The 12,255-nt window shown below is 73.2% G+C and carries 12 protein-coding genes; 6 read left to right on the forward strand and 6 right to left on the reverse strand.

The features are described 5' to 3' along the window. Nucleotides 1-107 precede the first annotated feature (107 nt). On the forward strand, nt 108-848 hold the full coding sequence (locus OC439_RS30295; protein ID WP_315985933.1) for a hypothetical protein: 741 nt from the start codon (nt 108-110) through the stop codon (nt 846-848). Beyond that, complete coding sequence (locus OC439_RS14240; protein ID WP_262013849.1) at nt 845-1,654, forward strand: SDR family NAD(P)-dependent oxidoreductase; 810 nt, start codon at nt 845-847, stop codon at nt 1,652-1,654. The genes OC439_RS30295 and OC439_RS14240 overlap by 4 nt, the downstream gene beginning before the upstream one ends. Nucleotides 1,655-1,664: 10 nt before the next feature. Here the strand turns inward: OC439_RS14240 and OC439_RS14245 are convergent, their stop codons facing one another. From OC439_RS14245 to OC439_RS14260, 4 genes are read right to left on the reverse strand one after another with little or no spacing between them, the layout of a single operon-like run. After that, nucleotides 1,665-2,432 (reverse strand): SDR family NAD(P)-dependent oxidoreductase, encoded by a 768-nt coding sequence (locus OC439_RS14245; protein ID WP_262013822.1) that lies wholly within the window; start codon nt 2,430-2,432, stop codon nt 1,665-1,667. Beyond that, nucleotides 2,425-3,018, reverse strand: a complete 594-nt coding sequence (locus tag OC439_RS14250; protein ID WP_262013823.1) for a nuclear transport factor 2 family protein — start codon at nt 3,016-3,018, stop codon at nt 2,425-2,427. Before OC439_RS14250 ends, OC439_RS14245 begins: the two co-directional genes overlap by 8 nt. Further along, nucleotides 3,011-3,832, reverse strand: a complete 822-nt coding sequence (locus OC439_RS14255) for an SDR family NAD(P)-dependent oxidoreductase (protein ID WP_262013824.1) — start codon at nt 3,830-3,832, stop codon at nt 3,011-3,013. Before OC439_RS14255 ends, OC439_RS14250 begins: the two co-directional genes overlap by 8 nt. Nucleotides 3,833-3,867: 35 nt before the next feature. Next, on the reverse strand, nt 3,868-5,082 hold the full coding sequence (locus OC439_RS14260; RefSeq protein ID WP_262013850.1) for an MFS transporter: 1,215 nt from the start codon (nt 5,080-5,082) through the stop codon (nt 3,868-3,870). Nucleotides 5,083-5,221: 139 nt separating this feature from the next. On the opposite strand from OC439_RS14260, the gene OC439_RS14265 reads away from it, so the two are divergent. The 3 genes from OC439_RS14265 to OC439_RS14275 are packed head-to-tail and all read left to right on the forward strand — an operon-like array spanning nt 5,222 to nt 8,421. Beyond that, a complete protein-coding gene (locus tag OC439_RS14265; RefSeq protein ID WP_410054922.1) occupies nt 5,222-6,079 on the forward strand; it encodes an SDR family oxidoreductase in 858 nt (285 codons plus the stop codon). A gap of 37 nt (nt 6,080-6,116) precedes the next feature. Further along, nucleotides 6,117-7,265, forward strand: a complete 1,149-nt coding sequence (locus OC439_RS14270; RefSeq protein ID WP_262013851.1) for an acyl-CoA dehydrogenase family protein — start codon at nt 6,117-6,119, stop codon at nt 7,263-7,265. A gap of 10 nt (nt 7,266-7,275) precedes the next feature. Beyond that, a complete protein-coding gene (locus OC439_RS14275) occupies nt 7,276-8,421 on the forward strand; it encodes an acyl-CoA dehydrogenase family protein (protein WP_262013826.1) in 1,146 nt (381 codons plus the stop codon). An 86-nt stretch (nt 8,422-8,507) separates the two neighbouring features. On the opposite strand, the gene OC439_RS14280 is transcribed toward OC439_RS14275, so the two are convergent. Both OC439_RS14280 and OC439_RS14285 read right to left on the reverse strand, forming a co-directional pair. After that, entirely contained in the window at nt 8,508-9,314 is an 807-nt protein-coding gene (locus OC439_RS14280; protein ID WP_262013827.1) for an SDR family oxidoreductase, read from the reverse strand. Beyond that, on the reverse strand, nt 9,314-10,465 hold the full coding sequence (locus tag OC439_RS14285; protein ID WP_262013828.1) for an acetyl-CoA C-acetyltransferase: 1,152 nt from the start codon (nt 10,463-10,465) through the stop codon (nt 9,314-9,316). Before OC439_RS14285 ends, OC439_RS14280 begins: the two co-directional genes overlap by 1 nt. A 183-nt stretch (nt 10,466-10,648) precedes the next feature. Between OC439_RS14285 and OC439_RS14290 the strand changes: the two genes are divergently transcribed. Beyond that, nucleotides 10,649-12,253 carry a FadD3 family acyl-CoA ligase gene (locus OC439_RS14290; protein WP_262013852.1) on the forward strand — a complete coding sequence of 535 codons (1,605 nt, stop codon included), beginning with the start codon at nt 10,649-10,651 and terminating at the stop codon, nt 12,251-12,253. Nucleotides 12,254-12,255: the final 2 nt, after the last annotated feature.

A 12,255-nucleotide genomic window follows, 5' to 3' on the forward strand; every position in this document is an offset into this window, starting at 1 on the left:
GACACCGGACTGATCGCGCGTCACCAGCGCTCCGACCCGTGAAGAGGGCCGAGATGCTCCCGAGCAACCCAGCGACAGCCACCCGAGCCTTCTTCTCGTTTCCGAAGGTGACCGACCCCGCCCGCCATCGCGACTACAACGCGTGGCATCAACTCGACCACCGCCCCGAGAACCTCGCTCTGCCCGGTGTCGTGCACGGCGACCGCTGGGTGCGTACCCCCGCGTGCGAGCGGCTCGGCAGCTACCCCGATCCCGCCCTCGCCGGCAGCCAGTACATGGCGATGTACTGGTTCGCCGAGCCGGCCGCGGACGCGGTCGCCGAGTGGAAGGACCTCGGCGACCGGGCGATCCACCAGGGTCGCCGTCCGGAGCTGGCCTGGACCGAACGGCCGATGACCCGGATGTTCCGGCCCGTCCAGGGCCACGTCGCCCCCCGGGCCCTCGTCACCCTCGCCGCGCTGCCGTTCCGGCCCCACCGCGGGGTGTACGTCGAGGTGAGCCAGGTCGAGACGTCCCAGCGCCCCGACGTGGCCGGCCTGTCCCGGTTCGAGCACGAGACCCAGGTGCCCGACCTGCTCGCCCGCGACGGCGTCGCGGGCGTGTGGACCTTCCGCAGCGCCCCGAGCCGCAGCCGCCCCGACGGACCCGTCGTGCGGATCCGGCTCACCTACCTCGAAGCCGACCCGGTCGAGTTCGCGCGGGCCCTGGCCGCGGACCCACTGGCGGCCCCGCCCGCGGCGCTCGCCGGCACGGCCACCCCGCTGTTCACCGGGCCCCTGGCCACCATCACACCCTGGGAGTGGGACTGGTTCGACGAGCCTGCCCCGGCGACGGACAGCGTGGCATGAGCGAAGCCACCGCCGGACTGTTCGAGCGCTACGGGCCCTGGGCCCTGGTCGTCGGCGGTTCCGAGGGGGTCGGCGCCGCGTTCGCCGAGCAGCTGGCCCGCGCCGGCCTCGGCATCGTGCTCGTCGCCCGCAAGCCGGTGGCACTCGGGGAGACCGCCGACCGGGTCCGGGCGCACGGGGTCCCGTGCCGCGTGCTCGCCCTGGACCTGCTCGACGCGGACGCGACCGCCCGGATCGTCGAGGCCGTCGCCGACCTCGACCTCGGCCTGCTCGTCCTCAACGCGGGCGCGAACACCTACCGCAGCCGCTTCGTCGAGGCGGACCTCGCCCGGGTCCGGGACGTCATCGATCTCAACGTCACCCGCCCGCTCGAACTCTGCCGGGAGCTCGGCGCCCGGCTCGCCGCACGGGGCCGCGGCGGCATCCTCGTCGTCGGCTCCTCGGCCGGCTACCTCGGCCACGCCGACATCGGCGTCTACGCCGCCGCCAAGGCCTTCACCCGGATCTTCACCGAGGGCCTGTGGCTCGAGCTGCGGCAGGTGGGTGTCGACGTGCTGCACCTGGTGCTCGGGCTCACGGCGACCCCCGCCATGGAGCGCGCCGGCCTCGACCTGACCGGCGCGGCCTCCCCGGCCGACGTCGCCGCCCAGGGGCTGGCGACCCTGGGCGCCGGCCCGGTGCACGTGGTGCGCCAGCAGGCCGACGTCGCCGCGCGGCGCTCCGGCCCGGACCGGGCCGCCATCGTCGCCGGCAACCACGGCGGGATGCGGGCGATGCTCGGCGGGCCGGGCCCCGACCCGAGCTGACCGCTCGCGTTCACTGCGTGACGGTCCACCCGCCGTCGACGACGAGCAGCGCCCCGTTGACGTACGAGGCCAGCGGCGAGAGCAGGAAGAGGATCGGCCAGGCGATCTCGTCCGCCGTGGCCATCCGGTGGCTCGGCACCCGGGCCAGCACGGACTGCCCCGTCGGGGACCCGGCGAAGCCCTGCAGCCTCGGGGTGTCCACCATGCCGGGGGCGACCGCGTTGGCCCGCACGACGTCGGCCCGGTGCGCGGCCAGATGCCGGGTGTAGCCGACGATCGCTGCCTTCGCCGCGCTGTACCAGTCGGAGGCGGTGCCCACGGCGGTGCCGGCGACCGAGGCGGTGTTCACGAGGGTCGCCCCGGGCGGGGCCTGTTCGAGCCAGGCCCGGGTCACCGACCGTACGCTGCCGACACACAGCCGCACGGCGTGGTCGAAGTCGAGCTCGATCGCCGAGGACGGGCCGGCGTTGTTGACGAGGTGACGTACCGGCCCGTACGCCGAGCAGGTCCCGGCCAGGGCCGCGCGCACGGCCCTCTCATCGGCGACGTCGACCACGTGGGGGTCGATCACCCCGCCCGCCGCGCGGACGGCGGCACTCACCGCCGTGAGGGCGGCGGCGTCGAGGTCCCACGCGGACACCACGAGTCCCTGGGCGGCGGCCGTCGCCGCGGTCGCCGCTCCGATCCCGCTGCCGGCCCCGGTCACCACGACGACGTCGCCCGCACGGAAGCCGAGCCGCGGCGCGTCGGCGCCGACCCCCGGCCGCGGGTCACTCACAGGGGCGCCCGGGCTCGCCGGCCGGGTCCGGCCCGGCCTCCGCAGCCGGGCCGCCGGGCGGCCACGGGCGGCTGATCGGGTCGGAGGCGTCGCGGGCTCCCCGCAGTGACGCCTCGGGGATCGGCCACTGGCCGGCGAGGTCGTCGACCCGCTGCCACTCCGAGACGGTGAGACGTTCCTGCACCCGCCACTCGCCCGCGCGCCGGGTGACCAGGTCGACGTAGCGGAACCCGCTGATGATGTTGCCGCGCGGCGGCTCGGACGTGCTGCGCTGCAACGCGATGCCGTACGTCTCGGCCCGGGCGCGGTCCGGGTCGGCCGGGTCGAGTTCGACCAGGATGTTCGTCAGGTAGTGCATCGTCATGGTGCGCCGCTCCACGAGCGCGAAGACCGTGTCCAGCACCGTGTCCCGGTCGGCAGTGGTGCCGCCCAGGGTGATCCGGGCGTCCGGGTGGAAGGCGCTCGTGGCCAGGTCCCGGTCCATCCGGTCGATCCCGCGTGCATAGCGCAGCAGGGCCCGCTCGACGGCCCGCTCGGCGAGCAGCGCGTCCAGCTCGACCGGGAGGGACCGCGACGGCTCAGACACCGAAGCCTCCGTCGACGTCGAGCTTCTGCCCGGAGATGAAGCCGGCCCGGTCGCTGGCCAGGAAGCAGGCGGCCTCGGCGATGTCGAGGGCGCTGCCGAACCGCCGCAGCGGAGTCGAGGACCGGGCGACGGCCAGGGCGCGCTCGTCGAGGTCCCCCGAGGAGATCAGCCGCTCGGCCATCCCGTCGGTGAGCATGCCCGGCCCGACGCAGTTGAACCGGATGCCGAAGCGGCCCTCCTCGTTGGCGAAGGCCCGTACGAGCGCCTCGACCGCCGCCTTCGGCGCGGCGGACAGGCCGTCCCGGGCGGGGTAGCGCGTCGTCGCCGCGGTCGTGATCGCCACGACGTTGCCTCGGCTGTGCCGCAGGGCCGGGAGGCAGGCCGAGACCAGCGTGAAGAAGGCGGTCGTGTCGTTTGCGACCTGCGTGGCGAACTGCTCGGGGCCCACTGTGGACAGGTGCCGCATGGGCACGTGCGGCCCGGCCGCGTGCACGACCGTGTGCAGTGGCCCGCGGCTTCCGGTGAGCTCCGCCATGAGCGCGGCGGTGGCCTCGGCGTCGGTGAGGTCGAGGTGGCGCGCCGAGTGCGTGCCGGACGCGACGGGCGGCAGTTCGTCGAGCACCTGCCGGGCGGCGTCGGCGTCGCTGCGGTAGGTGATCGCCACCGCCGACCCTCGGCGCGCCAGCTCGCGGGCGATGACCCGGCCGAGGCCGCCGGTGCCGCCGGTGACGAGCGCGACGCCGGCGCGGTGGACGAAGTCGGCGGGCACGGGCAGCGCCGCCGCGGGTGCGGTCGAAGAGGGCTGGTCGGTCACGACAACTCCTGAGGAGGTGGGAGGGCCGGGGTCGGTCACGTAGCGGGAATGGGGTCGGCGCGTCCGCGACGCAACCACAGGAGCACGGTGGCGGCCGTGGCCAGGCATGCGGCGGCGTACAGCAGGAACGCGGTCGTGGAGCCGAGCCACGTGCTCAGCCCGCCGAGCAGGAGGGCGCCGAAGGGCATGCCACCCCAGCCCAGGAAGTAGAGGCTCATCACCCGGCCACGCTGCGCGTCGTCGACGACCTTCTGCACCACCGTCTGCAGGGTCACCATGGCGCCGATGCTGAACGTGCCGCACAGCAGCGCGGCCGCCGCAAGCACGGGCACCGTCGTGGCGGCGCCGAGCAGGGCGTTGCTCAGGCCGAGCAGAACGAGGGTGACAGCGGCGTGCCACACGGTGGCGATGCGCTCGGAGAGGCGGGCCACGACGAGGATCCCGAGGAGCGAGCCCAGCCCGGTCAGCGCCACGAGCACGGGGAAGACCGGGTCCGGGTTGTCAGTGGTCGCGGCCGCCCGGACGGGGAGCTGGGTGGTGAAGGCGCACCCGAAGAACGCGTTCACCGCGACGATGACGAGGCAGAGCGCGGCCGGGGGACGCTCGCGGGCGTGCCGGATCCCGGCGCGTACCTGGGTGGCCAGGCTCTCGCGGGCCACCCGGACGGCCGGCGGGATGCGCCGGGTGCGGACCGCTACCGCGGCGGCGGCCGCGGCGAGAGTGAGCGTCGCGTACATCACGAACGTGCCCAGCGGTCCCCAGGCCACGAGGATCAGCCCGGCGACCGCGGGGCCGATCGAGCGGGCGAGGTTGAGCCCGGCCGCCTGGATCGGGACGGCATGGCCGAGCGCCTCGGCCGGGACGGTGTTTGCCACGAGTGCCTGGGTCACGGGGGACAGGAAGCTGATTCCGGTGCCGGCGAGGAAGGCGAGCCCGAGCATCACGGGCAGGGCGACGATGCTGGCCGCGATCGTCGCCGCGCAGACCCCGGCCAGGACGGTGGTCGCCAGGAGCACGCCGATCTGCAGCCGCCGCCGGTCGACCGCGTCGGCCAGCACCCCGGCCGGGATGGAGAAGAGCGTGAACGGCACGAGCAGACAGAAGAAGAGCGCCCCCATCGTCGCCGGGGTGGCGTCGCTCTCGATCAGCACCGACTGGAAGGCGATGTTGCAGCCCCAGTAGCCGGCCTGGGACAACACCAGGGTCAGGAGTACGAAGCGGAAGTCTCGGAATTGCAGGGCCGAGAACATTTTCACGTCTTTCGCCATCCTTCTGTCGTTTCCGGGACCCTACCAAGCGCTTGCTTGCATCGCTAGTGTCGGGTGTGGTTTTCTTCCCGTACCTCGAGTGAAAGGGCGTGCCGTGAGCGGCTTCTGCGCAGGACGAACGGTGATCGTGACCGGTGCCGGACAGGGACTGGGCCGGGTCCACGCCCTCGAATTCGCCCGGCAGGGCGCCGACGTCGTCGTCAACGACATCGAGAGCAGCCGGGAGGCGGCCCAGACCGTCGTCGACGAGATCCGCGCACTGGGCGGTCGCGCGGTCGTCAGCACCGGCGACGTCAGCGACTGGGCCTACGGCGAACGCCTCGTGCGCGAGACGGTCGAGACCTTCGGCGGGCTGCACACCCTGGTCAACAACGCCGGCATCAACCGCGACCGGATGCTTGTCAACATGAGCGAGCAGGAGTGGGACCTCGTCCTGCGGGTCGACCTCAAGGGACACTTCGTCCCGATGCGCCACGCCGCCGCCTACTGGCGGGACGCGGCCAAGGCCGGCCGCCCGGTCGCCGCGCGCGTCGTCAACACGTCCTCCGGCGCGGGGCTCATGGGCAGCGTCGGACAGGGCAACTACGGCGCCGCCAAGGCCGGCATCGCCGCCCTGACCCAGATCGCGGCCGCCGAGTGGGCCCGCTACGGCATCGTCGTCAACGCGATCGCCCCCTCGGCCCGTACCCCGATGACCGAGGCCGTCTTCGCCGAGGCGATGGCCGCCCCCGCGACGGGCTTCGACGCGATGGACCCGGCCAACGTCTCCCCGCTCGTGGTCTGGCTCGGCTCCGACGCCGCGCAGGCCGTCAGCGGTGCCGTCTTCGAGGTCGCCGGCGGTGAGGTCTCGCTCGCCGACGGCTGGCGCCACGGGGTGGCTGCCGACAAGGGCAGGCGGTGGGAGCCGGAGGAGCTCACCGACGTGGTCGCCGACCTCATCGCCCGCTCCGAGCCGCCGACCCCCGTCTACGGTGCCTGACATGGGTGCCGACGCAGCGCCGGCCACCGGTGCGCCGATGAGCGACGAGCAGTTCCGGGCCGAGATCCGCGGCTGGCTGCGGGAGGCCCTCACCGGGCCGTTCGCCGAGGCGGTCGGCACCGGCGGCGAGGGACGTGAGCACGAGGCGCACGAGCTGCGCCGCGAGTGGGAGCGCCACCTTGGCCGGGCCGGCTGGATCGGCCTCTCCTGGCCCACCGAGTACGGCGGCCGCCCCGCGACCCTCGCCCAGCAGGTCATCTTCCACGAGGAGTACGCACGCGCCGGCGCACCCGGCCGGCTCGGGCACATGTCCGAGCAGCTGCTCGGACCCACCCTGCTCGCATTCGGCACGCCGGAACAGAAGGCCCGCTTCCTGCCCCGCATCACCAGCGGCGAGGACATCTGGTGCCAGGGCTACTCCGAGCCCGGCGCGGGCTCGGACCTCGCCGGCGTGCGCACCCGCGCCGAGCGCCGGGGCGACCACTACGTCATCACCGGGCAGAAGGTGTGGACCTCGCTCGCGCACCTGGCCGACTGGTGCTTCGTGCTGTGCCGCACCGACCCCGGCTCGACCCGCCACGCGGGCCTGTCCTACCTGCTGGTGCCGATGGACCAGCCCGGCGTGACGGTTCGCCCGATCACCCAGCTGACCGGCACGAGCGAATTCAACGAGGTCTTCTTCGACGAGGCCGTCGCCGCCGTCGAGCACCGCGTCGGCGCCGAGGGCGAGGGCTGGAAGGTCGCCATGGGCACCCTGGGCTTCGAGCGCGGCGTGTCCACCCTCGGCCAGCAGATCGGCTTCCGCCGGCGCCTCGACGACGTCATCGCCCGGGCCCACTCCAACGGCGCCTGGCAGGAGCCGGCGCTGCGTGACCGCCTCGTCGACGCCTACATCGGGCTCGAGGTGATGCGGCACTCGGCGGTGCGGCTGCTCGCGTCCGCCGGTGAAGGGCTGTCCGGTCTGGAGGCGTCGATCTCCAAGCTCCAGTGGGCCACGTGGAACCGCTCGCTGGGCGAGCTCGCGGTCGACGTCGAGGGGGCCGGGGCGCTGCTCACCGGGCCCGGGTACGAGCTGGACGACGCCCAGACCCACTTCCTCTTCAGCCGCGCCAACACGATCTACGGCGGCTCCAACGAGATCCAGCGCAACATCATCGCCGAGCGCCTGCTCGGCCTGCCCCGATGAGGTGAGGACGATGACCGGAACGCACGCCGACCCTCGTGCCGTGGCCGAGACGTCGCATGCGGTGACAGCCGAGGACCTCGCCGAGATCCGTGCCTCCGTCGCCGAGGTGCTCGACGGGCAGGCCGACCTGCGCCGAACCCACGAGGTCATGGTCGGGGAACAGGGCTACGACCCGCTGCTGCACGACCTGCTCACGGCCGAGCTCGGCCTGCTCGGCCTCGTCGTACCGGAGCACCTCGGCGGGCTCGGCCTGGACGTGCCCGCCGCGACCGCCGTGATCGAGGAGCTCGGGGCCCGGCTCGTGCCCGGCGCGCTCGCGACGAGCCTCACCGCGATCCTCGCCGCCCGCGCCCTCGGCCCGAGCGCCGAGCCCCTGCTGGCACGCGTCGTGGACGAGCAGCTGACCCTGGCCGTCGCGCTCGCCGAGGACGGCGCGGGCTGGGATCTCGAGCAGACCGCAACCCGGGCCACCGGCGCCGGGGACGAGTGGGCCCTGACCGGGACGAAGACCCTCGTCGCCGGGGCCGAAGCCGCCCGGGCCTTTCTCGTCACCGCCCGCAACGGCGGCGGTGAGCTCGGCGTCTACGCCGTGGACCGGTCCGCCGACGGGGTGGACGTGCGGACGCACATGACGCTCGACCAGACCCGGCGGCTGAGCACCGTGCACCTGCGCGAGGCCGCCGCCACCCGGGTCGACGCCCCCGGTGGCGACGGTGCCCGGGTGCTGCTGGACCACGTACGCGCCATGCTCGCGCTGGAATCGGCGGCCGCCGCCCGCGCCTGCCTCGACCTCACCGTCGACTACCTCAAGGTCCGCGAGCAGTTCGGCCGCCCGATCGGGTCGTTCCAGGCCCTCAAGCACCGCTGCGCCGACCTCGCCGTCGCGGTCGCCGGGGCGCAGGCCACTGCCGACCACCTCGTCACGACGCTACGCACCGGGGCCGCCACCCGCTCGCACGACGCGGCGCTGGCCAAGCTCGTGTGCGCCGACACGCTGATGACCGTCGCCGCCGAGGCGATCCAGTTGCACGGTGGCATCGGGTTCACCTTCGAGCACCACGCACACCTGTTCTTCAAGCGCGGCAAGTCGGCCCAGCTGCTGGCCGGTTCTCCGGCGGCGGTCCGCGCCGAGGTGGCAGCGCTCGCCGGCCTCTGAGCGAGCCGCCGAACTCCACGGCAGGCAGGAGCGGAGGGGCCGCACCGAACCGGTGCGGCCCCTCCGCCGTACGTACGCCGCGGCGCTCAGCCGAGCGGACCTGTGCCGGGCGGCTGGGCGGCCAGGTGCCGCGACGGGATCTCCCCACCACCGTCGATGACGATCTCGGTGCCGGTGACGTAGGCGGACAGCGGCGAGACCAGCAACAGGCAGGCCGCGGCGATGTCGGCCGGGGTGGCCATCCGCCGCATGGGGATCGTCCGCGCCACGCGGTCCTGCCCCGCCTCGTCGCCGTAGTAGAGATGCGACAGCTCGGTCTGTACGAGACCCACGGTCACCTGGTTGACCCGTACGGCGGGCGCGAAGTCGAGCCCGAGGCACCGGGTCAGCATCGTCAGGCCCGCCTTGGCCGCGGCGTACGCGGCGGTGTCCGGGGCCGGGTTTGCTCCGGCGACCGAGCCGATGTTGATGATCGTCCCGCTGCCCTGACGCTGCATGACCTCGTTGGCCTGCTGCGCGACGTAGAACGGGGCGAGCAGGTTGAGCGTGACGACCGCCGAGACGAAGCGGGGGGACACCGTCGCGGTGTCGGCGCTCGGTGCGCCACCGGCGTTGTTGACCAGGATGTCGAGCCGGCCGAACCGGTCCACCGCCGCGGCGACGAGGGCCTTGGCCTGCTCCGGATCGCGTACGTCCGACTGGACGAAGGCGGGAGTGCGCCCGTCGATGGCGGGCAGTTGCTCGGGTTCGCTGCGGCCGCACACGAGCACCCGCGCCCCGGCCTTGAGGAAGGCGCGGGTGATCTCGGCGCCGATGCCACGGGTGCCGCCGGTGACGACGGCGACCTGGCCGGTCAGGTCGACGCCGCCGGGCGTCGCGGGGGAGTGGGTCATCAGAGCCTCTCGATGATCGTGACGTTGGCCTGGCCGCCGCCCTCACACATCACCTGCAGGCCGTAGCGGCCGCCGATGCGCTCGAGCTCGTGCAGGAGGGTGGTCATCAGCCGGGCGCCGGTGGCGCCGAGCGGGTGGCCCAGGGCGATCGCGCCGCCGTTGACGTTGACCCGCTCCGGGTCGGCCCCCGTCTCCTGGAGCCAGGCGAGCACGACCGAGGCGAACGCCTCGTTGATCTCGAACAGATCGATGTCGTCGATCGACAGCCCGGTGCGTTCGAGCGCGTGGGCGGTGGCAGGGATCGGGGCGGTGAGCATCAGCACCGGGTCGTCGGCGCGTACCGACAGGTGGTGGATCCGGGCGCGCGGGGTCACCCCGTGCTCGGCCACGGCCCGCTCGCTCATGACGAGCAGGGCCGCCGCGCCGTCGCAGATCTGGCTCGACACGGCGGCGGTGACTCGGCCGCCCGGGGTCAGCGGGTCGAGGGCGGCCATCTTCTCCAGGCTCGTGTCGGCGCGCGGACAGGTGTCGGTGTCGACGTCGCCGACGGCGCGGATCTCGCGAGTGAAGCGGCCCTCGGCGATGGCCCGCAGGGCCCGCTCGTGGCTACGCAGGGCGAAGCGCTCCATGTCCTCCCGGCTGACGCCCCACTTCTCGGCGATCATCTCGGCCGAGCGGAACTGCGAGATCTGCTCGTCGCCGTAGCGCTTGCGCCAGCCGATCGACCCGGAGAAGGGGTCGTCGAAGCCGTACTGCTGACCGGTGAGCATCGCGGCCGAGATGGGGATGGCGCTCATGTTCTGCACGCCCCCGGCGACGACGACGTCGTTGACTCCGGCCATGACGGCCTGGGCCGCGAAGTGCACCGCCTGCTGGCTCGAGCCGCACTGCCGGTCGACGGTGACGCCGGGTACGTGCTGCGGGAGGCCGGCGGCGAGCCAGGCGGTGCGGGCGATGTCACCGGCCTGTGGGCCGATGGTGTCGACGCAACCGAACACGACGTCCTCGACGGCGCCGGGGTCGATTCCCGAGGAACTCATGAGGCTGGTGAGCGCGGCGGCTCCCAGGTCGGCCGAGTGGATGTCGGCGAGCGCGCCACGGCGTCGCGTGACGGGGGTGCGGACGGCGTCCACGATGTATGCCTCTGCCACCGGGTTCCCTTCCTTCAAATGCCTCACCGGTCGGTGCCGCAGGCCGGATCGGTTGAGTCGGCGTGGCTCGCTGACGCTGGCCGCCGGCGTCGCCACCGCTAGTCTAGCAAGCGCTTGGTTGGTAGTCTGTGCTTCGTTTCCAACAAGTGACCGGCTCCGCGTGAGGAGATGTGCGTGAGTGACGTGTTGACCACGATCCCCGCCCTGCTGCGGCAGGCCGCGCAGGACGCCGCCGAGCTCGAGGCCCTTGTCGACGGGGACGTGCGGATGACCTTCGCCGAGCTCGACGCGGCCGTCAACCGGTTCGCGCGGGCCGCGGTCGCGCACGGTCTCGAGCCGGGGGACCGCGTCATCGTCTGGGCCCCGAACAGCGCCGACTGGGTCATCAGCGCCCTCGGCGTGCTGGCCGCGGGGGGCGTGCTGTGCCCCGTCAACACCCGCTTCCGTGGTGAGGAGGCACGGTCCGTCATCGCCAAGGTCCGGGCCACGATGGTCGTCCTGGACGACGCCTTCCTGGACACCCACTACCTGGCCGCGCTGCGCGGTGACGGGCCGTCACCGGCCGTCGGCCGCCCCGTGCCACTGCTGCCCTCGGTGCGTACCGTCGTCGACCTGTCCGCCACCGGCCGCGAGCAGACCGATCACGGCGTGTGGTCCCTGGAGGGCTTCACCGCGCTGGCCGACCAGGTCGACCCCGGAGTCGTGGACGAACGGATCGCCGCCCTCGCCCCGGAGGACGTGTCCGACATCCTGTTCACCTCCGGCACCACCGGCTACCCCAAGGGCGCGATGGTCTCGCACGCCTCGAACCTTCGCGTCGACAGGGAGTGGGCCCGCCTCGTCGGACTGCGGCGAGGCGACCGTTATCTCATGGTCAACCCGTTCTTCCACAGCTTCGGCTACCGGGCCGGCATCCTGGCCTGCCTCCTCACGCGCGCCACGATCATCCCGGTCGCCGTGTTCGCCGTCGAGACCGTGCTGCGTCTCATCGAGCAGGAACGGGTCACGGTCTTCCCCGGCGCGCCCACCGTCTACACCTCCCTGCTCGAACACCCCGACCTCGGCAGATACGACCTCAGATCGGTACGCCTGGCCGTCACCGGCGCCACGATCGTGCCGGTGCCGCTGCTGCGCCGGATGCGCGAGGAACTCGGCTTCCGTGACGTCATCACCGCCTACGGCCTGACCGAGACGTGCGGCACCGCGACCGTGTGCCCGCCCGACGCCGGCCTCGAGCGGATCTCGACCAGCTGCGGGCGGGCGATCCCGGGCACCGAGTTGCGGATCGCCGGTCTCTACGGACAGGCGCTGCCGGCCGGGGAGTCGGGCGAGGTCCTCGTGCGTGGCTACAACGTGATGTCGGGCTACTTCGAGGACCCGGTCGCCACGGCGCAGGCCATCGACGAGGACGGCTGGCTGCACACCGGTGACGTCGGGTGGGTCGACGAGGACGGCTACCTGCGCATCACCGACCGGATCAAGGACGTCTACATGGTCGGGGGCTTCAACGTCTACCCCGCCGAGGTCGAGCGTGTGCTGTCCGAGCATCCCGCCGTCTTCGACGTCGCAGTCGTCGGGGTCGCCGACGCGCGGATGGGCGAGGTCGGCAGCGCCTTCGTGCAGACCGTTCCCGCCTGGAACGGGGACGAGTCGGCGCTCATCGGCGAGCTCGAGGCGTGGTGCCGGGAGCGGCTGGCCAACTTCAAGCGCCCGCGCAGCTTCACCATCGTTCCGGCACTGCCACGAACCGCGAGCGGAAAGATCCAGAAGTTCAAGCTCACCGGGTGAGC

The organism is Micromonospora sp. Mcm103, from assembly GCF_024519755.1.
Lineage (GTDB): Bacteria > Actinomycetota > Actinomycetes > Mycobacteriales > Micromonosporaceae > Micromonospora > Micromonospora aurantiaca.

Coding starts and splice junctions, on each gene's coding strand:
- OC439_RS14240 (WP_262013849.1), top strand. CDS start 845: ATGAGCGAAGCCACCGCCGGACTGTTCGAGCGCTACGGGCCCTGGGCC.
- OC439_RS14260 (WP_262013850.1), bottom strand. CDS start 5,082: ATGTTCTCGGCCCTGCAATTCCGAGACTTCCGCTTCGTACTCCTGACC.
- OC439_RS14270 (WP_262013851.1), top strand. CDS start 6,117: ATGAGCGACGAGCAGTTCCGGGCCGAGATCCGCGGCTGGCTGCGGGAG.
- OC439_RS14275 (WP_262013826.1), top strand. CDS start 7,276: ATGACCGGAACGCACGCCGACCCTCGTGCCGTGGCCGAGACGTCGCAT.
- OC439_RS14280 (WP_262013827.1), bottom strand. CDS start 9,314: ATGACCCACTCCCCCGCGACGCCCGGCGGCGTCGACCTGACCGGCCAG.